This is a genomic window from Bacillus mycoides (assembly GCF_018742245.1).
Taxonomy (GTDB): domain Bacteria; phylum Bacillota; class Bacilli; order Bacillales; family Bacillaceae_G; genus Bacillus_A; species Bacillus_A cereus_U.
Genome location: NZ_CP036132.1, coordinates 3921524 through 3947059, shown reverse-complemented (window position 1 = coordinate 3947059; position 25536 = coordinate 3921524). Strand labels below are relative to the sequence as shown.

Genomic DNA, 25536 nt, shown 5'->3' with positions numbered 1-25536 from the left:
ATGTTAGAGCTAAAAAACGTTTGTAAAACTTATCAAGATTTCTCATTGAAAAATGTAAGTTTTACATTGCCACGTGGATATATTATGGGATTTATCGGACCGAATGGAGCTGGAAAAAGTACGACGATCAAACTGATTATGAATTTAATTAGAAAAGAGAGCGGTGATATAAAAATTTTTGGTAAGGACAATAAGAAAGCTGAAAAAGAAATAAAACAAAATATCGGTTTTGTATATGATGAAAATCATTATTACGAAGATTTAACGTGTGAGCAAATGAAACGGATTATTGCACCGTTATATAAAAAATGGGACGAAAAGCAGTATCAATCGTATATGCAGAGATTACAAGTTCCAACGTATAAAAAGATTAAAGAGTTATCCAAGGGGATGAAAATGAAATTTGCGATTGCAATCGCACTTTCACACCATGCGGAATTCATTATTATGGATGAACCAACAGCAGGGTTAGATCCAGTTGTTCGAAGTGAATTACTTGATATGCTGCAAGAGATTGTGATGGAGGATGAAGTATCTGTCTTATTTTCCACACACATTACTACAGACTTAGAACGCATCGCGGATTACATTACGTTCATCAATGATGGAGAAATTATATTTACTGGTGAGAAAGATGAATTAATGGAGAACTACGTAATCGTAAAGGGAAGCAATGATTTATTAGATCGAGAAGGAAAAGAACTATTTGTTGGACTACGAAAAAATAAATTTGGCTTTGAAGGTTTAGCAGAGGATAGACAAGCAATTATCGATTGGTTTGGAAATGAGGTTGTACTAGAAAAACCTACATTAGATGATATCATCGTTTACACTGCGAAAGGGAGAGGTGCCTATGCGTCAGCTCGTATATAAAGATTTGTTCTTTTTTCGGGGGATATGGTTAGTGTATCTTACTATACCTTTTATATTCTTTTTATTTGAACAGGGTGATGGAATGCTGTTTCCTATGAGTTGTTTATTTATAACTCTTTCCTCAGTTACGATATTAGTCGTAATAGATGAACGAAATACAAGTGATATTATTATTAATAGTTTACCGTTAAGTAAAAAGGATATCATAATTGCTAGATATATTTCCAGTGCAATATTTATTGTAGGTGGTATGTTCTCCACTATGTTGGCTGCTTTTCTTATAAGAGGTATCGCTGTTATTGGTGATATCGGTGCATATCATCCTAATCTATACATTGAAGTTCCATGGTATGGAGTAGTAAATGGGGTTGTTTACGCCGTATTTTTGGTTGTCACCTTTTTCCCTAGTTATTATGGTACAAAATCGAAGGTAGTAAGAAGTATAGTATCAGCAGCATCAATAGGAGTGGGGGGAATACTTTGGATATTTATTAGTGATGGGCTGAATGAAACAGCACCTTCATTCATTGAGTGGATTATGAATCCATTACATCTTGGCATATTTATAGTTGGATTAATTACACTAGCTAGTATATATATCGCCTCTATGTTTCTTACAATTAAAATTTACGGAGCACGTGATTTATAGAGAGGAGAGTTCATATGCAACAGTTGATTTTGAAGGAGTTTTTCTTACAGAAGAAGATGTTTCCTTTCTATTTTTTAATACCTATTTTATCTATTTTTAGAAATTCCGTAGAACCAATGGGGATTGCAATAGGATTATTTATAACATGTAGTACGATTATATATATTTCTTTTTATTATGAAGAGAAAAGTAAAACAGAAAAAGTATTAGTGAGTTTGCCTATAACAAGAAAAGAGATAGTTATAGCTAAATATATTGCAACCACATTATTTATTATAGCCGGTCTGAGTACAACTTTTATAGTCGTAATATTAGGAAATATTTTATTGAACAGAGATATAGTTATTCCAGGATATGCAATATTTTCAGCAATAGTAGCAACCTTGATTTATTGTGTAGTAACGATACCTACTAATTACATTGGAGGATATAAAGCTACTACTGTCTTGAATGTGATTATGATTTTTCCTTTAATGGGTATGATTGGCCTTATGTGCAATGTTTTTGGTGATAAAACAATCATGCTAAAAGTACTTCACTCTGAAGATGCTATATTATCAATGAGTGTTTTTGGTATCGGATTGTTAGTAAGTATAGTCATATCCATGTTGCTCTCAATGAAAATGTTTCAGGAGACAGAGTTATAGAAGGGGCATTTTCATATTAGGAGGTGCAATAAATGATCAGGCAACTAGTCTTAAAAGATATGATGTTGCAAAGAAAGTTAGGGTTTGCTTATCTTATATGTTTGTTTTTCCTTGCTATTGTTGATTTTAGTAGTGATAGTTTTCTGACGACATTTAGCATGTTTATACCTGTTCTTGGAATGATGCTGTCAATGAGTTATGAGAATAAAAATAAAAGTGAAATGCTAGTAAATAGTCTTCCATTTCAACGAAAAGAAATTGTCATAGCAAAATACATATTTGTAAGCATTTTATTTGTTTTAGGTGGGATTTTCTCACTTGTGGTTGGTTTAATTCAGTTACAAAATGAACATATAACTGGATTTATGCTGTGGGGAGCGATTCTTGGTGGAATAACAGGTGGTTTTGTTTATAGCATAATTGTACTTCCAATTGAATTTTCAGTAGGGTATAGCAGTGCAAAACAAATTGCTCCGTTTGCCGGACTTGCATTGGGGTATTTAAGTGGAGTGATTGTAAGTAACGTGTGGTTAGATGTAGAGAATGTTTGGAGCACGAGTCTAGTCGTAAATGTTTGTTTTATAGCTGGGCTGCTTCTTTTATATATCATGTCTATGTTATTCTCAATTAATTTGTATAGTGAGCGTGATTTGTAAGAGAGAGGAGAATAGTGTTGAAACAACTAATTTTAAAAGATTTCATCATTCAATGGAAATTTTTAATTTGGTACATATTGTATCCTGTTTTCTTTTATATGGCTTTAACAGATACGGAAAATCTGTTCATAATTATGTCAGTAATTATTACAATTGGGGCAACAGTAAAAACATTTGAAGCAGATAGTAAAAATGAGAGTGAAGTTATAGTAAATAGTTTACCAATATTGAGAAAACAAATTGTGTATGCGAAATATATAGTAGCAATTATTATTCTTTTTATAAGCGTAACGGTCGGTTGTTTCACGATGGGAATGAAGAATGGGGTTAACCTATTTGAATTTATTGAAACGACAATGGTTGCTAGTATTAGCTTTATTTTAGTGTATTTAAGCTTTGTTTTACCAATATCGTTTTGGTTAGCGTATAAAAAAACTATTTTTATTACGCTTTTCATACTAATAGCACCGATAGCAATTTGTTCTATGTTCTTTCAAATCAACCTAGAACAAATTCAACTATATAACAGCGTGTTATTCGTTAGTTCAATATGCATGTTCATAGTATCTATCTTCGTTTCAGTGAAATTGTATGAGAAGAGAGAATTTTAAAAGGTGCCTCATAAAAGGCACCTTCTTCAATAACGGCAATACGAGAGCAAAAGTTTATAAAAAGAAACGCTATTAGGCACATCTTTTGGAGTATGTAATATAAAGCTGAAAATGATAACGAGAATGAGAAAGAGGAAAAATAAAAATAGGATCTGCTTATGTATAGAATTTTGCATATTATGCACTCCTTTTTTAGGTAGTATGTCCAAAAGAAAGGAGGGTATGAAAAATTTTAGGAGGGAGAATGATGAACAAAAGAAAATGGTTATATAGAATAGGAGTACTTTTATTTTCAATAGGTCTCACATTAGCAAATTTTTATTCGGATATACCACCGCTATTTCCTATTTTGCATAAAGGGATTGGTATGAGTGTTGTCATAGTTGGTTTGCTTTGTCTTATCGCATCAAATTTCTATAGAAAATCTAAATAGACATAAAAAAGGACAGTTACTTCTTTTCAGAAGAACTGTCCTCTTTAAATAACTTGTTCCAAAGTTTGGCGATGCTCCATATAATCACGATAGTAATGGAGGCAATAATTGACCAAGCGATAGATGCAATTTCAAGTGCCATGTTGGGAAGGAATGTAAGAATGGATATTACTTTATGAAACAACCAGTCTATTATATGAAAACTTATTTGTAATAGAATGACGATCCCGAGTGTAATCCATGCTAACATTTGTTTTCCTTTTTCTTTCCACATGACATTCACCTCACGTTAGCCTAATAGTTTTAAGCCAACAGCACCGCACAGAATGCAGCTTAAGAAGGCAAGGCGGCGCCAATCCGCTGATTCACGGAAAATAAGAATACCGAGAAGTGCACTTCCGGCAGTTCCGATTCCAGTCCAAATTGCATAAGCAGTTCCCATCGGTAATGTATTCATTGCAAGGGATAAGAAGAAGAAGCTTACGCCGAAGTTAGCGATTAAAATAACTTTTGGTGCCCAGCCTTTCTTTTCAGTGGCTACTTTCATAAAGAGTACACCAATAATTTCACAAATACCAGCTAGAATTAAAAATACCCAAGCCATTTTATGCAGCCTCCTTCGATTCTTTTTCTTCTGTTACTCGTTTTAAACCAATTACGCCGAAGAAGATTAAACCGATTAATAATACTTTTACAATAGAGAAAGGTTCTCCGAAGATGAAAATCTCGGTAAGAACGATTCCACCAGCTCCAATTCCTGTAAAGACTGCATATACAGTACCGACAGGTAAATCTTTATAAGCTCTAAATAATAAGACGAAACTAATTGTAATTAATAGAGCAACACCAGCCCACTCAAGTGGTGCCTCCGCGTGTTTTAGTCCAATAACCCAAAAGATTTCAATAATACCAGCTATGATTACATAAATCCATGCCATATGTCATTTCTCCTTCCTACCAGTCGTTAGGTAAAGGGCTTAAAAACGACGCATTGCAAAGGAGCAATCCGTCAGTTTGAAAGTCCGCGCCAAAATACTTTCCAAGAAGCTTCTAAACGTGTCTCAAAACGATTTAAACCTGCGTATAGTAGTTCAACCATAAGGCCGTCAAGTAAGCATAAAAAAGCCTCCAAAGCGTCTTTTACTTCAATGTTATGCAGTTCATCTTGTTCGCTTGCTCTTTTAAACGCAGGTAATAAAAGTTTTCCGACATTTTCAATGTGTACATTCGCTTTATCAATAATTTGTTCGCGAAATGCATCCGGCGGAAAATAAGAAGTTCGTAACCAAAACATTGATTCTTCACTTTCACCAAATCGTTTTGCATAGCCTTTTAACAAATTTAAGAGCAATTCTTCAGTAGACGATTTGGAAAAATTTTCGATATCGTCTGTGAAGCTCTGCAAATCTTTTTGAAGAGCGGATTCTAAGCATGTAAAATATAGCTCTTCTTTTCCTTTAAAGTGTGCGTAAATCGATGGCTTTTTAATCCCAACTTCTTGAGCAATATTTGCTAATGAAGTTCCTTCGTAGCCGTAGCGCGCGAAATGAGAAAGTGCTACAGCTTTAATGCGGTTTGCTGTCATTTTCATCCCCTACCTACCGTTCGTTAGGTTAATTATATGAGATGAAAAATATAAAGTCAATAGGCGGAGAACTAAAAAAAGAGCGCTATAGTTAACGCTCCTTTTTTAGACTGTTTCTCGCTCAATTAAATGGAACGAAAGTTCTTCTGTGCTGCCGATAATTTGCTCGCTTTGAATTTGTTTATGGAATAAAGAAAAGGCATGTGATCCCATTGTGAGCCCGGGATGTTCAATAGTTGTAATTTCTAATGCTTTTGAAATTTCATGGTTATCAAATCCCAGGATAGCGAGGTCTTCAGGTATGCGAATGCCATGTTTTTTTGCCTCTGTTAATAAACCAGCAGCAACTTGATCGTTCGCTGTGAAAATAGCGGTTGGGCGATTTTTCATGTTTAAAATACGGTGAAGTATTTTTGCCCCGTCCTGCATCGTATAACATTGATGGAAAATCCAATCAGGGTGCACTGTTTTTCCTTCGTGACGAAGGGTATCGGCGAAAGCTTTTTCACGCTCGATTGAATTAACACTTGTTTTTCTTGCTAAACAAATGCCGATTTTTTCATGACCTTTACTGAGTAAATAGGAAGTACCAAGACGGAAGCCCTCATAATGATCTACATAGACAGATGAAATGAGAGGATGGTTCATTTTTTCGCATGAAATAATAGGGGCAAATTTTGCAAACGGTTCAATTTGTTCCCATGAACTCGTGCGAGAGCAAATAATCATCCCATCAAATTGCTTCATTTTCATCATTTCAAGAACGCGAATTTCTTCAATACTATCGTAATTCGTTTGGCATAAATTAATATGATATCCAGCTGCTAACGCTTCGTTTCCGATTCCTTCAATGATCGTGCTAAAGTATGGAACATTAATGAAAGGTAGCATAACGCCAATCGTATATGTTTTACCTTTTATTAAATGGATAGCATTTATATTTTTTGCATAGTTCAATTCTTCAACTGCATCTAGAACACGCTTACGTTTTTCTTCTTTTACGTAAGGATGATTATTAAGGACACGGGAAACCGTTGATATGGATACACCAGCAGTTTTTGCAATTTGTTTTATATTGGCCATATGTATCACCTCTTTACTCAATTATAAGGGGAAAATAATAAGAATGAAAAAATCTTGACCTGAAAAGCTTTTCACAATCTATGTTATAAGCATGACTTCTGTTGCTCGCGTAACCTTTTTATTTGGGCGTAAGAGTAGCGGGGTCTTTTTTATGCCTGCAAAGAATTTTTGTCAAAATGTGTGAGAATAACGTGGAAAGTTTTCGGAGGAAGCGTTTGCTAACGAAGCGAATAGAAGAGAGTATAAACGCTTCGCTCGTTAAGAGGGCGGTATGAAAGGGCGGAAACAAATTGAAAAAAGGAATCATTTGTTTCGTGTTTTCTAGTGTAATACTTAGCTCATGTTCATTTCAACAAACGATACAAGAAGAAAAAACATTTGTAGGAACAACAGGAGGGGCTAAGGACCGTGTTACTGATCCGATTCCGCTAAAGGAAATTCCAAAATATTTTCCGGCGAAGTTTAAAGTTCCAACGTTTTTACCTTATGACATTACGAGTGATGTGAAGGGAGAGGTAAGAACGATGGGAAAGAAGAATGCTGTCTTAACGATTAAATATAAGCAACAAGAGAAAGGAAGGCACGATTATATAGAGTTAACAGTGGCCAACTTTTCTTACAGTTTTCCATACCTCGTAGAAGAGAATCGATTTCAAGAACAAATGAAATTGAATAATGGAGCACCTGCTTATTTTAAAAATAAGGATGATTACGAGCGAGGGGACGAATTTGCTACGCTTATATGGAAAGAGAAGGGGATTGAATACCAGCTATTATATCGTAATGTAGATGAGAAAGATGAAGATGTGATTAAACAAAATCTACTGTACATTGCGAACAATATGGAATAAAAAAACTAGCTGTATCGTGCAGCTAGTTTTTTGTATGTTATTTCTTTTTAATTTTGCCTGACCAAGATTTAAATCCACCTTTTAATTGGTAGAAATCTGTGTAGCCTTGTTTTTTTAAGTATTGAGCTGCACGACCTGTACGGAATCCGCTTTGGCAATATAAATAAACCGGTTGATCTTGGCGAAGTTCTTTGTGGCGAAGGCGAATTTGTGATAATGGAATGTTACGCGCACCTAAAATATGTCCCGCGTTAAATTCATCTGCTTCGCGAATATCGATAAGCTGTGCTTTACGGTAGCCAGCGCGAAATTCTTCTTCTGAAAGTGTTTTAATTAATTTTTTTTGATAGAAATACATCCATACAGTGTAGCCGATGAATGCTGCAATTGCCGCTAGTATAATAATCAAGTTTGTTGACACGATTCTATCGCTCCCTTTTTTCTTATCCTACTTTCAATATTATAATGCCCATATGTATTTATGCAACAGATTCATTTGTATATAAGAAGAAATTTCGTATTCTTTCACAAATTTTGTCGAATTTGGTAGACTAGAGAATGTGAAAAATAATTGGTTATATGAGGTGCAGGATGGGAAAAGAAAAATGGTGTTATATTAACTCTGGTCAATGTTCACCAGCATTTAATATGGCGTTAGATGAATGTTTATTAAATTGGCAAAGTGAAAAAAAAATGCCACCAACAATTCGTTTTTACGAATGGGAAGTACCAACATTAACAGTCGGGTATTTTCAGCGTGTTGAAAAAGATATAAATATGGATGTAGTTAACGAAAAGAAATATGGATTCGTTCGTCGTCAAACAGGCGGCAGGGGTGTACTACATGACAAAGAATTAACGTACAGTGTTATTGTGTCTGAAGATCATCCGGATATGCCAAAAACAGTTACAGAAGCATACCGCGTTATTTCGCAAGGCTTATTGGACGGTTTTAAGGCATTAGGATTAGAAGCGTATTATGCGGTTCCGAAAACAGAAGCGGATCGTGAGAATTTAAAAAATCCGCGTTCAGGAGTATGTTTTGATGCACCATCTTGGTATGAAATTGTAGTTGAAGGAAGAAAAATTGCAGGTAGTGCTCAAACACGTCAAAAAGGTGTTATCTTACAGCACGGTTCTATTCCGTTAGAAATAGATTTAGATGAGTTATACGATCTATTTTTATTCCCGAATGAACGTGTAAAAGAGCGTATGAAAAACATGTTTTCTTCTAAAGCGGTAGCGATTAATGAATTAACAGACCGTATATTTACGATTGAACAGTTAATTCAAGCGTTTGAAACTGGATTTGAAAAAGGGTTAGATATAGAGCTTGTGCCGTATGAACTAACAGAAGAACAGCTTCATGAAGTTCAAACATTAGCAAAAGAGAAGTATGAAAGTAATGAATGGAATTATAAAAAATAAGGAGATGGCGACCGCCATCTCCTTATTTTTATAGTAAATTAAGTACTTTTTCTACTTTGATTCCTTTATCTTGTAAAGAACGAAGGCGATTTACAACGTCCATAATTTCTTTGTCGAATGTAACGCTAATACCTTGGCTTTGTAGCTCTTTTTTTAATCCTTCAATAGAATCATCTATGTCGATGCCAAGCTCGTAATCTTGACAAACTTCAATTGTCTTTTTCACAAGTTTAACATAATTTTCTTGTAGTTTTGTATTTGTTTCAGTCAAAGCAGGTTGCTTCGGTTTTACAGGAGTAACCGGTGCTGTCTCTTGCTTTGTAACTGGAGTAGGTACTGCTTTTTTCACAGGTGCTGGAGTAGATAGTTCTACAGCTGCTTCAACACTTACTGACTTCGGCGTTGGTACCGGAGTAGGCTTAGGTGTTATAGCGGGTGTTTCTACACGCATAACAGGTTTAGGAGCGGGTGTAACTGCTTTAGGAGCCTCTACAACTACTTCTTTGTTCGGAGTAGCTTCTACAACTGTTTCTTCTTGCTCAGCAGCTTCTTTATTTTCTTTGCTCCACATAACGCGTTCAATTTCTAGAGAAACATTGTTCTTATTCATCGCTGTTAATGTAACTTTACCAACTTCCGCGTTCCCAGTGAAATCAACAATTTTATAAATAACACTCTTGTTCCAATCCACGTTTCCGCTCAAAAATAATTCTTCGTTACATTTCGGCGTTAAGCCCTCGATTTTAATTTCTGCGTTTACACCGTTTTCACTGTATACCATAATTAGCGAAGCATTTACATCTTCGTCTGCTAACATTAGTTCACGTACCATTTTGCCGGTGCGTACTTGCGTTTTCTTCTTAACTGACATCTAATTTCTCCTCTCAAAAATTCAGTAATAATAAAAAAATCGTATAACGAAAAATAATTGCTCACGAAGATTTATGATACCGATAATAAAAGCATCACGTCAACAATTAACTTTAATTATTTTGCATTTTTCTTATTTTCTTTATGAAATTTTTCAATTTGTAAAATTAGACAGAAGAAAAACAGCCGTTTGAAAGGCTGTTAAAAATTTGATTTTTTGTATAGTAATTTATATAAAATAAAAAATAGGATAGCGATTAAGGCGTTTTGCCAAAAGGTTAGATGATAAATGAGATAAGGTTGTTTTTTAAAATAGATATTTAAAAATACAGCTGAACAAAATGGAGTAGCAAATGCGAATCCAAATAGAATCCTTCTTTTCCAATTCATCGTTTGATCAAAAGAGTAGCGTTTTAATAAATATAAGATGAAAAGTATACCTAGTACGATAAGTGAAATAGACAAAGTAGTCCCAGGAATACTAAAAGGTGGGCTTAATCTTTCTGTATTCTTTTCAAAAAGAAAAATGAAAAAAGAAGCAACGGTATCCATTCCAAACTGTATAGCAAGAAGTAAGCTAATAACAAAGCCGATTAAAGAAAATTTTTCTAACTTAGTTGGAGCTGGCAAAGCCGCTATAAGTTCATCGCAATAAGGTTGTAAGTCATCACCAAAGATATCATAAGCATTTTTATTTTCTGCTTGTGCTTCGATGAGATGATCTAATATTTCTAATAATAGTTCTTCTACTTGATGTTCGGGTACGTTAGATAACCGAAGATATACTAACATATCACCATAAGCAACTTCGTTTTCAGGTGTTAGAAGTTTGCGTTTTCTGTTGTTTAGTTCTATCATATCTTTCGCTTTCATCCCTATCACTCCCATTGTAATAAGTTGTTTACCGTCGTTGAAACCATTCCCCAGCTTTTTTTAAATTCTTCAAGCTGTTCTAATCCTTTATCAGTTACGTGATAATATTTTCGCTTCGGTCCAAGAGAGGAAGCCTTTAATGTACCTTCAATAAGTTTCTCTTTTTGCATGCGTAACAATAAAGGATAGATGCTTCCTTCACTTACGAATGTAAAGCCGTATTTATTTAATTTTGTACTTAGTTCATATCCGTACACTTCTTCTTGTGAAATGATATATAGAATGCAACCTTCTAGTACACCTTTTAACATTTGACTGTGCATGATTTCACCACCTTTTATCCAGGTAACTTGCCTTGCAAGGTAGCTGTTATCCAAATTATAACATTCAGTAACTTGCAAAGCAAGTTACTGAAGTGGAAAACTTTAATGTGGGTTATTTTTTCTTTGTTTCCCATACTAACGAGAGGAGGGAAGTGTATGAAACCGTTTATGCCAAAACTCGTTTTCTTTGAACCGAGGGCACTCGAATATCCGCTTGGAAAAGAGCTGTATGAGAAATTTACGAAGATGGGATTAGAAATTCGTGAAACGACATCACATAATCAAATTAGAAATTTACCAGGCGAAAATGAATTGCAAAAGTATCGTAATGCAAAAGCGACACTTGTCGTTGGGGTGAGGAAGACGTTAAAGTTCGATACATCAAAACCGTCAGCTGAATATGCAATCCCGCTTGCAACAGGATGTATGGGGCATTGTCATTATTGTTATTTGCAAACGACACTTGGGAGTAAACCTTACGTAAGGGTGTATGTGAATTTAGATGAAATATTTGAGAAGGCAAAGCAATATATGGATGAAAGGGCCCCTGAAATAACAAGATTTGAAGCGGCGTGTACATCAGACATCGTTGGAATTGATCATTTAACACATGCATTAAAGCGGGCGATAGAGTTCATCGGAGAAAGTGAATATGGACGTTTACGTTTCGTTACGAAATATTCACACGTCGATCATTTATTAGATGCAAAGCATAATGGGAAAACGCGTTTTCGATTTAGTATTAATTCACGTTATGTGATTAAAAATTTTGAACCAGGGACATCGCCATTTGAAGAGCGAATTGAGGCTGCTCGTAAAGTAGCGGGGGCTGGTTATCCTCTTGGTTTTATTGTTGCGCCAATTTATATGTATGAAGGCTGGGAAGAAGGGTACCGTGAATTGTTTGAACGATTGTACAATGCGTTAAAAGACATGACGATACCAAATTTAACGTTCGAATTAATTCAACATCGTTTTACGAAACCAGCCAAAAAAGTCATTCAAGAACGTTATCCGAATACGAAACTTGAAATGGATGAAGAGAAGCGGAAATATAAATGGGGACGATACGGTATTGGGAAATATGTATATCAAAAGGATGATGCGGAAGTATTAGAAGAAACAATACGAGGTTATATATATGAGTATTTTCCCGATGCAGAAATTCAATATTTTACATAAGGGTAATCTGTATGCGAATATGGATTCTTTTTTTGTTTTATATATTTAGGCTCGTTTCCACCTTGTCACGTTATTCTTTCTGGTGTATCATTTTATTGATTGCTTCGTACGGAATAAGCAAAATGAAATTGGATGGAGGAAACCGATGCCTACCCCTAGTATGGAAGATTATATTGAACAAATTTATTTGTTGATTGATGAAAAGGGTTATGCCCGTGTATCTGATATTGCTGAAGCGCTTAGTGTACATCCATCCTCTGTAACAAAAATGGTGCAAAAATTAGACAAAGACGAATATCTAATTTATGAAAAATATAGAGGGCTTGTATTAACATCAAAAGGTAAAAAAATCGGAGAACGTCTCGTATATCGTCATGAATTGTTAGAACAGTTTATGCGCATTATCGGTGTGGATGAAAGCAAAATTTATAATGATGTAGAAGGAATTGAACATCATTTAAGTTGGGAATCAATTGACCGTATCGGTGATTTAGTACAATACTTTGAACAAGATGAAGTTCGAGTAGAAACACTTCGTGGTGTTCAAAAAGCAAATGAAGAGAAAAGTAATTAAGGGGAACGTGTGGCGTTTCCTTTTTTATTTCAATCGAAAAGGACGGGAGAATAATGAAAGCAATTATTTTTGATTTTGATGGATTAATTGTGGACACAGAAACAATATGGTTTCACTCTTTCAGAGATGCTGTTCGTGAATACGGCGGCGAGTTACCTTTAGAGGAATTTGCAAAATGTATTGGAACGACAGATGAAGTGCTTTATGCATATTTAAAAGAGCAATTAAAAGCAAAATTTAACGAGCATGCATTAAAGGGAAAAGTAACAACTTTACATAAAGAGAAAATGAAAATACCAAAAGCGCGTGACGGGGTAAAAGAATATTTAGAAGAAGCGAAAGAACTTGGATTGAAAATCGCATTAGCCTCTAGTTCATCTAGGGAGTGGGTCGTTCGTTTTTTAGAAGAGCTACAAATTAGAGATTATTTTGAAGTGATTAAAACGCGAGAAGATGTAGAGAAGGTAAAACCAGATCCAGCTCTTTATAAAGTTACGATAGAAGAATTAGGAATTGAACCATCAGAAGCTGTTGTATTTGAAGATTCATTAAATGGATTGAAAGCAGCGGTGGCAGCAGGATTAAAGTGTGTCGTCGTGCCTAATGATGTGACAAGAAATTTGCAATTTGAAAACCATCACCTTCGTATCGAAAGTATGAAAGAGAAAAGTTTGAAAGAAGTGCTTCAACATATAAAGTGAAACTTTAATCAGTAGGGTTTTTCGCATCTTCCACTGATTATTAGCCCCGCACCAACCGGGGTAAAAAAAGACCGTATTTCCTAAAAGGAAGCACGGTCTTTCTTTTTGTTTTTTTTACCTTCAATGACAGTTAAATGAGATTGTTTTCTTTTTCTTTTCAACGATGGAGAATTACCCTTTTTCCCCTTGTCATCAGAAGCATTTCGTTTCAAGAAAGAATTGCTTAGGGGTGCAACATTTTGTTTCCCGTGTTTGCGGTTCGATTGTTTCGCTGCACGCTTATATGAGCTTTGCGAATTTGCAGAACCACTAGAGTTTGTAAACATTTTGTAGAGTAAGTAAAAGATACCGACGACAGCTAACATGATACCAATGTTTTTCAATACTTCCATTGGATTTGTAATGACAGATGAAACAAGGCCGAATATTGCTAATCCGATAATAAGCACAAATATAGCGAATGTAAACGAACGACCGTTCATAAGGGACACCTCCTAAAAACATATATTAAAATTAGTATATTAACGATGAGGAAAGGAGTTGAACACCATTTTTAAATAATTATTGTTTGTTTTCTAAACGTAATAATTCTTCAAACGATGCGATTGCAACTTCCGCTTGATCATCTGTTGGTTCTTTCGTTGTTAATAGTTGCAGCCATAACCCTGGATATCCAAGTACTCGTAAAACAGGGACATCTCGTAATCGATTGGTAAATTGTAATACTTCAAAAGAAATACCGAGAACAACTGGAATTAATAAAATTCGGTTTACTACCCTTGCCCAAAGCGGATCTGTAGGGACGAGGAAATAGACAAACATTCCAATAATGACCGTAAATATAATAAAGCTACTGCCACAGCGATAATGGAGGCGAGTTTGCTTTTGAACATTTTCTACAGTCAGTGGAAGATTATTCTCGTAAGCATTGATTACTTTATGTTCCGCACCGTGGTACTGAAATACCCGCTTAATAAGTGGGGTTAAAGAAATGAAGTATATATAGCTCAATAATAGCATGAGCTTAATGACACTTTCGACAATGATTTGCCCTGTATGAGATGGGAAAATCGGTCTCGTTAATTCAGCTAAAAGTGCAGGAACTGCTGTGAAAATTACTTTACCGAATATGAACGATAAAACGCCAACTGCTGCAACTCCTAATACCATCGTTAATTTTGATTGTTCTTCTTTTTTATTTGCAAGTTGTTCATCTTCTTCTGGGTGGACATCAAATCGTTCTGAAGCAAAGTTTAAATGTTTCGCTCCATTCGCACTTGCATCCACAATAGCGGCAATACCTCGTAAAAATGGAATTTTTTTTAGTAGAGACAATGCTTTATTACGAACGCGTGGTAAACGATAAAATTCAATCGATTTATCTTTACGACGAACCGCTGTAACAGTATATTCTCTACCGCCAAACATAACTCCTTCTATGACTGCTTGCCCGCCATATATTTGTTTTGACTCTTCTGCCATGTTAACACCAACCTGTATTTGTTTCTCTCTTATGTAGAAAAAGAGGCAATTGTCATACTTGGTTTTATCATCTTGAAATAAGACAATCACCGAGTTTCCTTTATTTTATCGACAAATACAGGCAGATGACAAGGGAAAATGTTGCGAGAGTCGGACATTTCTTATTCTTTTTATAGACAAATTTTGCAGGATTTAAACATGCTTCAAAATAGTTTCGGGCATACTATTGAGCGGAGGTGTCAATGTGAATCAAGAACAATCAACAATAAGAAACTTTGTACAAATTGGTTTATTTGGTGGCTTATTTTGGGGAGGTATATGGTATTTCCTTCATATATTCTCATTTACAGAAGCTGGCCCTAACTATTTACTTTTACCGTTTGCATTTGGAGATTGGAAAGAAGGGGTTTGGGGAAATGTACTAGGTATCGTTTGTATGGGACTTCTTTCAATTTTAGTGGCATTTCTCTATAAAGCTCTTTTTAAAAAGTTTGAAGGAGTATTACCTGGCGTACTATACGGTTTATTTTGGTGGGCATTATTATTTTTGGGGATGGGGCTAATGGCACCTGTTATTAAAAGTGCACTCCATTTACCGAAAGAAACAATTGTAACGACAGTATGTATCTTTATATTATATGGTGTTTTTATTTCGTATTCTGTAGCATTCGAATCGAATAATACAAATAGAGGAGAAGGGGTCGAGAAGACAAACTATTCAAATAAGTGATTCCTATGTTAAAATGTCGTATAGACATTCTTTAATATTAAGGGGTTTTAAGAAAATGAAAAAGTTACTCCTCGTAAACGGTCCGAACCTAAATCGCCTTGGCGTTAGGGAAGTAAATGTATACGGAAAAGGAACGTTAGCGACGCTTGAAACAGATATGAAACAAGAAGCAGAGAAAATGGGAGTGGAGTTAGAATGTTTTCAATCGAATCATGAAGGAGCTATTATTGATATTATTCATGAGGCTGATGACATATATGAAGGAATCATTCTAAATCCGGGTGCATTTACGCATTATAGCTACGCGATTCGGGATGCTATAGCAAGTGTTTCGATTCCAGTTATTGAAGTACATATTTCTAACATTCATCAGCGTGAGTCGTTTCGTCATGAATCTGTGACAGCGGCTGTTTGTGCGGGACAAATTGTTGGATTTGGTTTTTATGGTTATAAGCTAGCGTTATTTGCATTAATGGAGAAATTGAGGGAGGCATAAAGTAATGGAAAAGATCGAGAGATTAAGAAGTGCGTTTGATGAGGCTGGTATTGACGGTATCATATTAACGAATGAACATAGCCGTAGATATATGGCGAATTTCACAGGAACAGCTGGTGTTGTACTAATTTCAAAAGAGCGTGCTCTATTTATTACAGATTTCCGTTATGTAGAGCAAGCTAGTAAGCAAGCGGCTGGATACGAAATAGTGCAGCATGCAGGATTAATTCTTGATGAAGTTGCGAAACAAGTTAAAGAACTTGGAATTCAAAAGCTAGGATTTGAGCAAGATACTCTTACATATAGCTCTTACGTAACGCATAATGAAGCGATCGAAGCTGAATTCATCCCAACTTCTGGGCTTGTAGAAAAGTTACGCTTGATAAAGACTGATTCAGAGATTAAGATATTAAAGGAAGCTGCACAGATTGCAGATGCTGCCTTTGAGCATATTCTATCATTCATTCGCCCGGGAGTATCTGAAATTGAAGTGTCAAATGAACTTGAATTTTTCATGAGAAAACAAGGAGCAACATCTTCTTCGTTTGATATTATCGTTGCTTCAGGTCTTCGTTCGGCATTACCGCACGGCGTGGCATCTGAAAAAGTGATAGAAAAAGGAGATTTCGTAACATTAGACTTCGGCGCTTATTACAAAGGATATTGCTCTGATATTACTCGTACGATTGCAGTCGGTGAACCATCTGATAAATTAAAAGAAATTTATAATATCGTTTTAGAAGCACAACTACGTGGTGTGAACGGTATTAAAGCTGGTTTAACGGGTCGTGAGGCTGATGCATTAACGCGTGATTACATAACGGAAAAAGGATATGGTGAATACTTCGGACACTCTACTGGTCATGGAATCGGTCTTGAAATCCATGAAGCACCAGGTTTAGCGTTCCGTTCTGATACAGTACTTGAACCAGGTATGGCTGTAACAGTAGAACCAGGTATTTATATTCCAGGTGTTGGCGGGGTACGTATTGAAGATGATATTATTGTAACAAGTGAAGGTAATGAAGTAATAACGAAATCACCAAAAGAACTTATTATTTTGTAATACACAGGAGGATTTTTTTACATGATTTCAGTAAACGATTTTCGTACAGGTTTAACAATTTCAGTGGACAATGCCCTTTGGCAAGTAATGGATTTCCAACACGTAAAGCCAGGTAAAGGTGCTGCATTCGTTCGCTCTAAACTACGTAACCTTCGCACAGGATCTGTTCAAGAGAAAACATTCCGTGCAGGTGAAAAAGTAGAAAAAGCACACATCGAAAACCGTCGTATGCAATACTTATACGCGAGTGGTGAGTCTCACGTATTTATGGATAACGGAACTTATGAGCAAATCGAACTTGGCGAAAACCAAATCGAGCGCGAACTTAAATTCCTAAAAGAAAACATGGAAGTATCTATTATGACATACCAAGATGAAGTACTTGGTGTTGAACTTCCGAACACAGTTGAATTAACAGTTGCAGAAACAGAGCCTGGTATTAAAGGTGACACAGCTTCTAACGTAACAAAACCAGCTAAATTAGAAACTGGTCTTGTTGTACAAGTACCAATCTTTATTAACGAAGGCGAAATGCTTATCATCAACACTGGTGAAGGTAAATACGTTTCTCGTGCATAGTAGAAAAGCACTCGTGATTATCACGAGTGCTTTTTTATAGGAAATAGGGAAGATAGTAAATTGCGGTTATAACAAAACTAACTGTGACGAGTGAAAGGGTACCCATAATATATGGAGTCAAAACAATTTGAAACGGGCGTATTTCACCAGTTTCAACACCGGTAAAAGTTTTATTCGTTACATGATCCATATTGTTATTTCTAAAGTTACTCATAATAATTAACCACGTAATTGCAAATATTGCTAGACTACCAAGGAAAAAGCTCTCCATAAATGACCAGCCAACCATTTTTGAAAAAAGATAAATAATAGCTAATTCTACTACAATTGTTAAACTAATTTTCAATCCCTTCATATTTTCCCCCTCATTTTGTACTTTCAACCAATTTGAAAATTTTTCGCATGATACAACATGCAGTACGCAAGGTGATTTTACTTCTTTCTCCAAAGCAACATGTTCGTCTGGAAATTGTTTTTCCACATGTAATGAAATGTAAGGTAGTTTCTCTTGTGCTTTTAAAGAGCGAATGTTAGTCGTTTTAGCACCGGCAAATACGTATGTAAGTTGCAAGTCTAAAAAAGCGATTTTAAAGATCTCTTTTTTAGCAGCTTCGTTATAGCCTCTTCCCCAATATTGATAGCCGAGCCAACTTCCAATATGTGAGTGCTTTTGTTCGTAATTAATGTGTTTAAGTGTAGTGAGGCCAATTATTTCATTTTCTTCATTTACAATCACTCTTGATAAAGAGTGTTTTTTTCGTTCCTCTCCAATTGCAAAAAGAATGAATGTTTTTGTATCTTCCACTGAATCTACTTTTAGCCCTAATGCATTTTTTACATGTGGATTGCTTGATAGTTCAAAAATCACATTTGCATATCGTAAATCGAGTGGTAATAAAGTAACTTGCTTCATCTTCTATGCTCCTTTTCTATTAAATATACCATAAAATAATATGAATATTCAGATTACAATAAAGTCAATAGAGAAAAATTATGTTTTTACTTCTGAAATAGACAACCTCTGCATATGGTTGTACAAATATATTCTTTTCAGAATAAGGAAGTAGTAACTGTTATGGGAGAAGGTGGGAGAATGAAACAGTGGCTAGCGGCAATGGAAACATCCGTGCTTGTTATGGGGTTACTTCGGTTGTTTTCAGGTAGCGCGGAAATATTCGCCGCTTTGCTTATGCTTTACGTGAATGATGCGAAGAAAGCATTGTTTATAAATGGTATGTTGGCGTTTGTTGGACCGACCGTATTAATTTTAACAATGACAATTGGCATAGCGAGTGTAGCAAGTGAGATTTCTTTCTTGAAACTCTTTTTTCTAGCACTTGGAATTGGCTGCATTTTTATCGCGTTGTTGAAATAGTAAGTCGAGTATAGTGGGGAGAAGCTTATGAAAGAAGTATTAGAAGTTTTACCGAAAACGATGAAACAGTTAGTTGAAGGTTGTAAGCAATACGATACTTTAGAGGAAATTCGTGTTCGAATTGGAAGGCCCCTAGAGTGTATCGCACATGGAGAAGTGTTTTTCTATGACTATATCGCTACAGCGGAAGATGCAATCCATTTATTGAATAAATTAAGCCAATTCTCAATTTATACGATGGAAGAGGAATTGAAACGTGGATATGTGACACTACGAGGAGGACATAGAATTGGCCTAGCTGGAAAAGTCATTACAGAAAAAAGTGCAGTGAAAATGATTCGGGATGTCTCTTCTTTTAATATTCGTATTGCCCGTCAAAAAATAGGGATTGCTGAGCCGCTTTTGCCATATTTGTATGAAACACGATGGTTAAACACGATGGTAATTGGCCCACCGCAAACGGGAAAAACAACACTTTTAAGAGATGTAGCACGCTGTATGAGTCAAGGTGTAAGTGCTTCGAAAATACCTTCATGTAAAGTGGGGATTGTTGATGAACGATCAGAAATTGCGGGCTGTGTGAAAGGAATTCCGCAATATGACTTTGGCGCGCGAGTAGATGTATTAGACGCTTGTCCAAAAGCTGAAGGAATGATGATGATGATTCGTTCTATGAGCCCAGACGTATTAATCGTAGATGAAATTGGACGTAAAGAAGATAGTGAAGCGATTATGGAGGCGGTGCATGCAGGCGTTCAGCTTTTTATAAGTGCACACGGATTTTCTTATGATGATGTTGTGAAACGTCCATCGTTACAGGCGGTGCTGGAACTTGGTGTATTTGATAGATTTGTGGAATTGTCAAAAGCTAGAGGGCCAGGAACAGTTATGCAAGTGAAAGATAGAGATGGAAAACCAGTATTACCTCATAGAAAGGCTCAAGGCGTATGGTGAAAATATTTGGTGCGGTATTAATAGTTGCTGTTAGCACTTTTTTCGGATTTTCATACGCTAAAAGGTATAGTGAGAGACCGCGGCAACTTAGGTTATTGAAGGCAGCATTGCAATCATTAGAAGCTGAAATTATGTATGGACACACGCCGTTATCTGAGGCTGCAGAGCGTTTAGTCAAACAAATGCCGAAGCCATTAAATTGGATATTTCAAAGCTTTTCGAAACGGCTAGAGGGCGGGGAGCAAACAGTTAGAGAAGCTTGGATTGATAGTTTGAAGGAGAACTGGACGTTAACGGCGTTTAAACAAACCGAGTATGAAATACTGCAACAATTTGGTGAAACACTTGGACAACATGATCGTGAATCCCAGCAAAAACATATTCGCTTATGTATTACACATTTGGAGAGAGAAGAAGGAGAAGCGAAAGCATTACAACTACAATACGAAAAAATGATAAAGAGTTTAGGGGTGCTAGCAGGGCTACTTATCGTAATTTTACTGCTATAGGGGGGAGAAAGGCGATGTCCATTGATGTTGGATTAATATTTCAAATCGCCGGAATCGGCATTGTTTTAGCTTTCATTCATACTGTATTAAAAGAATTAAAGCGAGAGGATATTGCAAATTGGGTTATCCTTGTCGGTTTTGTCGTTATTTTATTTCATGTTGCGTTTTTAATTAATACTCTATTCGACAAGATTAAAAGTGTCTTTCTCTTCCAGTAAAGGAGGCGGTTCGAATCGAAATTATACAAATTGTCGGATTAGGCCTCGTTGCTACATTTTTAGCTGCTGTTTTAAATCAGCATAAGTCTAGTATTACGTCGTTATTTATTGTGTTCATTGGTAGCATGATGTTTCTTCTCTTAATCGATCAAATTCATTCTATTTTACAAATGATTGAGAGAGTGGCGAGTGAAGCGAAAGTTAGCAACGTATATGTAGAAACGTTATTGAAAATTATAGGGATTGCTTATATCGCTGAGTTTGGTGCGCAAATTACAAAGGATGCTGGTCAAGGTGCAATCGCTTCGAAAATTGAATTAGCTGGGAAAATCTTAATTCTCGTTATGGCAATTCCTATTTTAACGGTTGTAATTGAAACAATTCTCGGTTTTTTACCTACAGGATAAGGGGGAGTGAATGTTGAGGAAGTTTGGAGCTAAGCTACTATTTGCTTGCTTCCTTTTCTTTTCTTTACCGATTGTTGTACAAGCTTCTCCTATAGAAACAAACGTCGTTGATCAACAATTGGATAAGCTTGGAATTGAAGATGTGAAGCAATTTTGGGACGGGCTTGTTACAAAGTATGGAGGCTATTTACCAGAGAGTCAAAAAGGAAGCTTTATGGAGTTTGTAAAGGGAGAAAAAGAGTTCTCCATAAAAGAGTGGATGATAGGTCTACTAAAATATTTATTTCACGAGCTTGTTGCAAATGGAAAGTTACTTGGAACGCTCATTATGCTCACGATTTTCAGTGCATTGCTGCAATCGTTACAATCTGCTTTTTCAAAGAGTAGCGTGAGTAAAATCGCGGATGCAGTCGTATACATGGTACTTATTATTTTCGCTTTAAATAGTTTTTATGTCGTCATGACATATGCAAGAGAGACGATACAAACAATGGTAGATTTCATACTAGCGTTATTACCAATTTTACTCGCACTCATAGCAACGGGCGGTGGTGTTGTTTCTGTATCGTTTTTTCATCCAATCATCATTTTCTTAATGAATACGAGTGGGCTTCTTATGAATTATATCGTTCTACCACTTTTATTACTTGCAACTATATTAAGTATTGTAAGTACGATGAGTGATCAATATAAAGTTACGAAATTGTCCAAGCTTTTGCAAAACGTTAGTGTTGGGATTATTGGTATCTTTTTGACGATTTTTTTAGGTGTATTATCTGTACAGGGAACAGCGTCAGCCGTTGCTGATGGTATAGCTGTGAAAACGGCTAAATTTGTAACAGGAAACTTCATTCCTGTAGTAGGAAGGATGTTTACTGAGGCGGCGGATACTGTTATTAGTGCATCTGGATTATTAAAAAACACAGTCGGAATTATCGGGCTCGTTATTTTATGCTTAATTGTCGCTTTTCCAGCGATTCAAATTTTTTGTATCGCGTTTATTTATAAATTCGCAGCAGCAGTATTGCAACCAGTAGGCGGAGGAGCAATTATTCAATGTTTAGATATCATTGGACGAAGTATCATTTACGTATTTGCTTGCTTAGCTATCGTATCATTTATGTTCTTTTTAAGTATCACAATTATTATTGCTGCCGGGAACATTACTCTCATGATGCGGTAGGAGGTGAAGAGTGTGCAATTTGTTACAGAGTGGATTAGAAATATTATCGTTTTTTTACTCTTAGCGACAATGCTTCATCTTATTCTTCCAAATTCAAATTTGCAAAAGTACGTTAAATTCGTTGTAAGTCTATTGTTAGTCGTACTAATTTTAACACCTCTATTTAAGTTGTTACAAACAGATGTAAATGAAGTTATCGCAAATTTCAATGAAGAAAAGTACGTAGCAGATGGATCTGTAAAAAATTCGATAGATTCGAAGAAAAAAGAAATACAAGCTCTAACACGTGCATATAGTTTAGAAGAGATGGCTACCAAAATGAAAAAAGACGTAGGAAAAGAGTTTGAGAAAAAGTATGGTATGACAGTCTCTGAAATACAAATAGTCGCAGTGGAACATGCAGAAGAAGTAAAGTCAGCGAAAGATATTCAATCTGTTGTTGTGACGTTGAAAGAAAAAGAACGTAGTAAAAATGATGCAATCGAAACAGTAAAGCCAATTGAAATTAATATGAAAGAACCTCCAAAAAAAATAGAAGAAACGAATGTAGAAATGAAAGATTTCTTTTCAAGCAGGTGGCAACTAGAGGATAAACAAATCCAAGTTCAGATGGAAGGGAGGACAGGTAGCGTAAATGGACAATAAAGATAAAAATTCGAGGTTCTCATTTTTTCGAAACCTATTAAATGGGGATGGAAAAGAAAGTAATGAGAAGGGGAAAAAGGTAACACCTAAGTTTTTGCTTGTCCTACTCATACTTGGGATTGCGCTTATGTTTTCTAGTAATTTCTTATCACCTAAAAAAGAAGAAGTGCCTGTGTTTAAAGAAAAGACAAGTCAAAGCCAAGATAAAGATGTACCAACTTTCGGACAAAAAAACAATGATAATATGTCAAATGTAGAAAAATACGAAAAAGCGTATGAACAAGAATTGAAAGCTTCTTTAGAAGAGATAGCCGGAGTAAAAGACGTAACTATTAAAGTGAACTTAGATTCATCTGAAGAAAAAATACTCGAGAAAAATACAGTAAAACGTTCACAAACGACAGGTGAAACTGATAAAGCAGGCGGTAAAAGGGAAGTAGAAGACGAGTCTCTTGATGAAAAGACCGTCATTATACGTGAAGGTGATAAAGAAACTCCAATTGTTTTGCGAACAGAGAAACCGAAAGTACGAGGTGTTCTGGTCGTAGCAAAGGGAGTGGATAATATACAAATAAAAGCAATGGTAAAAGAAGCTGTGACGCGATTATTAGATGTACCAGCTCATCGCGTTTCAGTATCACCGAAAAATTGATAGGGAGGAAATAAAGTGTTAAAAAAACAAACGGTTTGGTTATTAACGATGTTAAGTTTAGTGGTTGTACTATCTGTTTATTACGTAACAACTCCTGATAAAATGAATACTGCAGCACCGGCAACGGGTGAAAAGATGGGACAAGAAAAGCAAGGTGCTGATAAAGCAGTTACAAAAGAAACAACGAAAGAAACTACAAATAAAGAGACAACAAAAGAAAGTACAAGCAAGGAAACTACAAATAAAGAAACAGACAAAAAAGAGAATGATAAAAAAGAAACAAGTAAAAAAGAGGCTAGCGTAACAGTTCAATCAAGCGATGAGAATTTCACAGCGTTACGTATGCAAATGGAAGATCAGCGTAGTGTAGAGAAAGAAAAGTTACAAAATGTAATGAAGTCATCAAAATCTTCAGCAGAAGAAAAGAGTAAAGCGAAAGATAATCTTGATGCAATCACTACAATGGAAACGAAGCAACAATTACTTGAGACAGTGATTAAATCTCAAGGTGGATATAAGGATGCTCTTGTAAGAGCTGATGGAACGGACATTAAAGTAACAGTTAAATCGGCAAAGCATTCACAAAAAGAAGCGAATAAAATTATTCAGCTCGTAAGAAGTGAGGGTGGTTCAAAAGATGTAGGTGTGAAATTTGATCCATCAGTAAAATAAAGTGGCATATTCATTATAATGGGTGTTTTTTCTTCAAATTAGATAAAAGAATAATAGAAAAAAGCTATCGTTTTCGATAGCCTTTTTCTATTTCATCTTTGCAGTTGTGTTTAGTATTTTCAATTGGAAACGGGGAAATACGCTGTGAGTAAAAGATTAATGGTTCATGATGATGGTGATTACTTTTTCCAGATTTGACGTGGATGAAGAGGACCAATGCCCAAATCACTACGGCAGGCAAGAACAGGATGAGCCATATCATATGTCCGCACCTCACTACAATAAATTTTCTACACTTTGAACATACTATTCTTTTATGAAGGAAGAATGAACGGCACGTAAACAAAAAAATAATATTTGGTAAAAATATGTTTTTTTACCGTAGATAAAATGAAGAATGCTGAGGGAATTACGTTTTTATACTGTACAGTTTTGAAAAAGTAAAGAATGTTTTTTAGGAAGTGGTCTTGCCAATTTCGTGTGAAACTTGGTATTATTACTAGGTAATAATTTTTTGGTGGAATAATATTTTTACAGGAATTTCGATTTATAATAAAGAAATATAAATTGGAATGTTTAAAAAATTTAGCGTAAGATGGAAATAGTAAATATTTCTATTAGTAAATGTCATAGGAATAAATTTTCTAATAGAATACATCGTATTTTTACAGTAAATCAATTTGATGCCAATCTGTAAAAACGGGACAAACAAGAGTATGGGAGTGGATTTTACATGTTTAAAATTCAAGAAGTTCGTGAATTAATTAAATTAATTGATAGCTCTAATATTGATGAATTTGAATACAAAAAAGACGGTACAACAATCAAAATGAAAAAACGTGGTAATGAAGTTGTTGCTGTGCAAGCACCGGTAACGAAACAGGTAGTACAACCAGCAGCATCTGTTGAAGTAGAAACGACAGTAGCGGCAGCGCAAGTAGAAGTGCAAAAACAAGAAGAGAAGAAAGCTGTTCAAAATGAAAACCTACATAAAATCACATCACCGATGGTAGGGACATTTTATTCCTCTTCTTCGCCTGATACACCTCAATATGTAAGTGTTGGGGACAGAGTATCGAAAGATTCTATCGTATGTATTGTTGAAGCTATGAAATTATTTAACGAAATTGACGCAGATGTAGAGGGCGAAATTGTTGAAATTCTTGTTAATAACGGACAGCTTGTTGAGTATGGACAACCGCTATTTCTTGTAAAAGCGTAATAAGGGA

General features: G+C 35.5%; 38 protein-coding genes and 1 pseudogene. 25 read left to right on the top strand and 14 right to left on the bottom strand.

From position 1 onward, the window contains the following. From EXW56_RS20195 to EXW56_RS20170, 6 genes are all read left to right on the top strand, one after another. Positions 1–873, top strand: a complete 873-nt coding sequence (locus tag EXW56_RS20195; RefSeq protein WP_215596893.1) for an ABC transporter ATP-binding protein — start codon at positions 1–3, stop codon at positions 871–873. Next, positions 854–1522: an ABC-2 transporter permease gene (locus EXW56_RS20190; protein WP_215596892.1), complete on the top strand. Its 669-nt coding sequence runs from the start codon at positions 854–856 to the stop codon at positions 1520–1522. The genes EXW56_RS20195 and EXW56_RS20190 overlap by 20 nt, the downstream gene beginning before the upstream one ends. 14 nt (positions 1523–1536) lie before the next feature. Beyond that, complete coding sequence (locus EXW56_RS20185) at positions 1537–2169, top strand: ABC-2 transporter permease (protein ID WP_215596891.1); 633 nt, start codon at positions 1537–1539, stop codon at positions 2167–2169. Between the two features lie 32 nt (positions 2170–2201). Beyond that, positions 2202–2825, top strand: a complete 624-nt coding sequence (locus EXW56_RS20180) for an ABC-2 transporter permease (RefSeq protein WP_215596890.1) — start codon at positions 2202–2204, stop codon at positions 2823–2825. A 14-nt stretch (positions 2826–2839) separates the two neighbouring features. Next, a complete protein-coding gene (locus EXW56_RS20175) occupies positions 2840–3436 on the top strand; it encodes an ABC-2 transporter permease (RefSeq protein ID WP_215596889.1) in 597 nt (198 codons plus the stop codon). Between the two features lie 247 nt (positions 3437–3683). Next, positions 3684–3869 (top strand): hypothetical protein, encoded by a 186-nt coding sequence (locus EXW56_RS20170; RefSeq protein ID WP_050000311.1) that lies wholly within the window; start codon positions 3684–3686, stop codon positions 3867–3869. Between the two features lie 16 nt (positions 3870–3885). Here EXW56_RS20170 and EXW56_RS20165 read toward each other — a convergent pair whose 3' ends face one another. The 5 genes from EXW56_RS20165 to EXW56_RS20145 all read right to left on the bottom strand — a co-directional run bounded on the left by EXW56_RS20165 (position 3886) and on the right by EXW56_RS20145 (position 6537). Continuing rightward, positions 3886–4143 carry a DUF3975 family protein gene (locus EXW56_RS20165; protein WP_215596888.1) on the bottom strand — a complete coding sequence of 86 codons (258 nt, stop codon included), beginning with the start codon at positions 4141–4143 and terminating at the stop codon, positions 3886–3888. Between the two features lie 15 nt (positions 4144–4158). Next, complete coding sequence (locus EXW56_RS20160) at positions 4159–4473, bottom strand: DMT family transporter (RefSeq protein WP_002111784.1); 315 nt, start codon at positions 4471–4473, stop codon at positions 4159–4161. A gap of 1 nt (position 4474) precedes the next feature. Then, positions 4475–4807, bottom strand: coding sequence for a DMT family transporter (locus EXW56_RS20155; RefSeq protein ID WP_215596887.1), 333 nt, complete (start codon positions 4805–4807; stop codon positions 4475–4477). Between the two features lie 71 nt (positions 4808–4878). Beyond that, positions 4879–5460 (bottom strand): TetR/AcrR family transcriptional regulator, encoded by a 582-nt coding sequence (locus EXW56_RS20150; RefSeq protein WP_215596886.1) that lies wholly within the window; start codon positions 5458–5460, stop codon positions 4879–4881. Between the two features lie 99 nt (positions 5461–5559). After that, entirely contained in the window at positions 5560–6537 is a 978-nt protein-coding gene (locus EXW56_RS20145) for a LacI family DNA-binding transcriptional regulator (protein WP_002111780.1), read from the bottom strand. A 314-nt stretch (positions 6538–6851) separates the two neighbouring features. Between EXW56_RS20145 and EXW56_RS20140 the strand changes: the two genes are divergently transcribed. Continuing rightward, positions 6852–7388 (top strand): hypothetical protein, encoded by a 537-nt coding sequence (locus EXW56_RS20140; protein WP_002160511.1) that lies wholly within the window; start codon positions 6852–6854, stop codon positions 7386–7388. A 37-nt stretch (positions 7389–7425) separates the two neighbouring features. Here EXW56_RS20140 and EXW56_RS20135 read toward each other — a convergent pair whose 3' ends face one another. Further along, the gene (locus EXW56_RS20135) at positions 7426–7809 is read right to left on the bottom strand and encodes a rhodanese-like domain-containing protein (RefSeq protein ID WP_002034000.1); all 384 of its coding nucleotides are present in this window, start codon (positions 7807–7809) and stop codon (positions 7426–7428) included. A gap of 170 nt (positions 7810–7979) precedes the next feature. Between EXW56_RS20135 and EXW56_RS20130 the strand changes: the two genes are divergently transcribed. Continuing rightward, positions 7980–8816 carry a lipoate--protein ligase family protein gene (locus tag EXW56_RS20130; protein ID WP_215596885.1) on the top strand — a complete coding sequence of 279 codons (837 nt, stop codon included), beginning with the start codon at positions 7980–7982 and terminating at the stop codon, positions 8814–8816. A gap of 28 nt (positions 8817–8844) precedes the next feature. On the opposite strand, the gene EXW56_RS20125 is transcribed toward EXW56_RS20130, so the two are convergent. From EXW56_RS20125 to EXW56_RS20115, 3 genes are all read right to left on the bottom strand, one after another. Further along, entirely contained in the window at positions 8845–9687 is an 843-nt protein-coding gene (locus EXW56_RS20125; protein ID WP_002199377.1) for a hypothetical protein, read from the bottom strand. Between the two features lie 200 nt (positions 9688–9887). Next, positions 9888–10559 (bottom strand): DUF1129 domain-containing protein, encoded by a 672-nt coding sequence (locus tag EXW56_RS20120; RefSeq protein ID WP_002111776.1) that lies wholly within the window; start codon positions 10557–10559, stop codon positions 9888–9890. Between the two features lie 5 nt (positions 10560–10564). Continuing rightward, positions 10565–10882: a PadR family transcriptional regulator gene (locus tag EXW56_RS20115; protein WP_215596884.1), complete on the bottom strand. Its 318-nt coding sequence runs from the start codon at positions 10880–10882 to the stop codon at positions 10565–10567. Positions 10883–11038: 156 nt separating this feature from the next. Here EXW56_RS20115 and splB point away from each other — a divergent pair, with 156 nt between their 5' ends. The 3 genes from splB (at position 11039) to EXW56_RS20100 (ending at position 13339) form a co-directional block, all read left to right on the top strand. Beyond that, on the top strand, positions 11039–12064 hold the full coding sequence (gene splB, locus EXW56_RS20110) for a spore photoproduct lyase (RefSeq protein ID WP_215557457.1): 1026 nt from the start codon (positions 11039–11041) through the stop codon (positions 12062–12064). A 145-nt stretch (positions 12065–12209) separates the two neighbouring features. After that, a complete protein-coding gene (gene mntR, locus EXW56_RS20105) occupies positions 12210–12638 on the top strand; it encodes a transcriptional regulator MntR (protein WP_001143080.1) in 429 nt (142 codons plus the stop codon). A 53-nt stretch (positions 12639–12691) separates the two neighbouring features. After that, positions 12692–13339: an HAD family hydrolase gene (locus EXW56_RS20100; RefSeq protein WP_199692611.1), complete on the top strand. Its 648-nt coding sequence runs from the start codon at positions 12692–12694 to the stop codon at positions 13337–13339. Positions 13340–13419: 80 nt separating this feature from the next. On the opposite strand, the gene EXW56_RS20095 is transcribed toward EXW56_RS20100, so the two are convergent. Next, positions 13420–13821, bottom strand: coding sequence for an SA1362 family protein (locus EXW56_RS20095; protein ID WP_002015046.1), 402 nt, complete (start codon positions 13819–13821; stop codon positions 13420–13422). A 79-nt stretch (positions 13822–13900) separates the two neighbouring features. After that, positions 13901–14821 (bottom strand): DUF1385 domain-containing protein, encoded by a 921-nt coding sequence (locus EXW56_RS20090; RefSeq protein WP_002015047.1) that lies wholly within the window; start codon positions 14819–14821, stop codon positions 13901–13903. A 244-nt stretch (positions 14822–15065) separates the two neighbouring features. Here EXW56_RS20090 and EXW56_RS20085 point away from each other — a divergent pair, with 244 nt between their 5' ends. Genes EXW56_RS20085 through efp form a run of 4 tightly spaced genes read left to right on the top strand, consistent with a single transcriptional unit; the run spans position 15066 to position 17692 of the window. After that, positions 15066–15551: a YqhR family membrane protein gene (locus tag EXW56_RS20085; protein WP_002199381.1), complete on the top strand. Its 486-nt coding sequence runs from the start codon at positions 15066–15068 to the stop codon at positions 15549–15551. 55 nt (positions 15552–15606) lie between these two features. Then, the gene (gene aroQ, locus EXW56_RS20080) at positions 15607–16047 is read left to right on the top strand and encodes a type II 3-dehydroquinate dehydratase (RefSeq protein ID WP_002111769.1); all 441 of its coding nucleotides are present in this window, start codon (positions 15607–15609) and stop codon (positions 16045–16047) included. A 4-nt stretch (positions 16048–16051) separates the two neighbouring features. Beyond that, entirely contained in the window at positions 16052–17113 is a 1062-nt protein-coding gene (gene pepQ / locus EXW56_RS20075) for a Xaa-Pro dipeptidase (protein ID WP_002111768.1), read from the top strand. 21 nt (positions 17114–17134) lie between these two features. Next, the gene (gene efp / locus EXW56_RS20070; RefSeq protein ID WP_002199382.1) at positions 17135–17692 is read left to right on the top strand and encodes an elongation factor P; all 558 of its coding nucleotides are present in this window, start codon (positions 17135–17137) and stop codon (positions 17690–17692) included. 34 nt (positions 17693–17726) lie between these two features. Here the strand turns inward: efp and EXW56_RS20065 are convergent, their stop codons facing one another. Then, a complete protein-coding gene (locus EXW56_RS20065) occupies positions 17727–18047 on the bottom strand; it encodes a hypothetical protein (RefSeq protein WP_002111766.1) in 321 nt (106 codons plus the stop codon). Next, positions 18028–18605: pseudogene (locus EXW56_RS20060) on the bottom strand (GNAT family N-acetyltransferase). Before EXW56_RS20060 ends, EXW56_RS20065 begins: the two are co-directional and overlap by 20 nt. A 180-nt stretch (positions 18606–18785) precedes the next feature. Here EXW56_RS20060 and EXW56_RS20055 point away from each other — a divergent pair. From EXW56_RS20055 to EXW56_RS20015, 9 genes are read left to right on the top strand one after another with little or no spacing between them, the layout of a single operon-like run. After that, positions 18786–19067 carry a YqhV family protein gene (locus tag EXW56_RS20055; protein WP_000816054.1) on the top strand — a complete coding sequence of 94 codons (282 nt, stop codon included), beginning with the start codon at positions 18786–18788 and terminating at the stop codon, positions 19065–19067. Positions 19068–19094: 27 nt separating this feature from the next. Continuing rightward, entirely contained in the window at positions 19095–20021 is a 927-nt protein-coding gene (gene spoIIIAA / locus EXW56_RS20050) for a stage III sporulation protein AA (RefSeq protein WP_002199384.1), read from the top strand. Next, entirely contained in the window at positions 20015–20530 is a 516-nt protein-coding gene (gene spoIIIAB / locus EXW56_RS20045; RefSeq protein ID WP_002111763.1) for a stage III sporulation protein SpoIIIAB, read from the top strand. The genes spoIIIAA and spoIIIAB overlap by 7 nt, the downstream gene beginning before the upstream one ends. Before the next feature lie 14 nt (positions 20531–20544). Beyond that, a complete protein-coding gene (gene spoIIIAC / locus EXW56_RS20040; RefSeq protein WP_000020914.1) occupies positions 20545–20748 on the top strand; it encodes a stage III sporulation protein AC in 204 nt (67 codons plus the stop codon). A gap of 23 nt (positions 20749–20771) precedes the next feature. Further along, positions 20772–21155: a stage III sporulation protein AD gene (gene spoIIIAD / locus EXW56_RS20035; protein WP_078172833.1), complete on the top strand. Its 384-nt coding sequence runs from the start codon at positions 20772–20774 to the stop codon at positions 21153–21155. A gap of 10 nt (positions 21156–21165) precedes the next feature. Beyond that, positions 21166–22338 carry a stage III sporulation protein AE gene (gene spoIIIAE / locus EXW56_RS20030; protein ID WP_002199385.1) on the top strand — a complete coding sequence of 391 codons (1173 nt, stop codon included), beginning with the start codon at positions 21166–21168 and terminating at the stop codon, positions 22336–22338. 12 nt (positions 22339–22350) lie between these two features. Further along, positions 22351–22983: a stage III sporulation protein AF gene (spoIIIAF, locus tag EXW56_RS20025; protein WP_002015059.1), complete on the top strand. Its 633-nt coding sequence runs from the start codon at positions 22351–22353 to the stop codon at positions 22981–22983. After that, positions 22973–23635: a stage III sporulation protein AG gene (spoIIIAG, locus tag EXW56_RS20020; protein ID WP_002088572.1), complete on the top strand. Its 663-nt coding sequence runs from the start codon at positions 22973–22975 to the stop codon at positions 23633–23635. Before spoIIIAF ends, spoIIIAG begins: the two co-directional genes overlap by 11 nt. A 15-nt stretch (positions 23636–23650) precedes the next feature. Beyond that, a complete protein-coding gene (locus tag EXW56_RS20015; RefSeq protein ID WP_002111756.1) occupies positions 23651–24307 on the top strand; it encodes a SpoIIIAH-like family protein in 657 nt (218 codons plus the stop codon). A gap of 64 nt (positions 24308–24371) precedes the next feature. On the opposite strand, the gene EXW56_RS20010 is transcribed toward EXW56_RS20015, so the two are convergent. Next, on the bottom strand, positions 24372–24569 hold the full coding sequence (locus tag EXW56_RS20010; RefSeq protein ID WP_080013688.1) for a DNA recombination protein RecO: 198 nt from the start codon (positions 24567–24569) through the stop codon (positions 24372–24374). Positions 24570–25040: 471 nt separating this feature from the next. On the opposite strand from EXW56_RS20010, the gene accB reads away from it, so the two are divergent. After that, positions 25041–25529, top strand: coding sequence for an acetyl-CoA carboxylase biotin carboxyl carrier protein (gene accB, locus EXW56_RS20005; protein WP_002199386.1), 489 nt, complete (start codon positions 25041–25043; stop codon positions 25527–25529). Positions 25530–25536 lie beyond the last annotated feature (7 nt).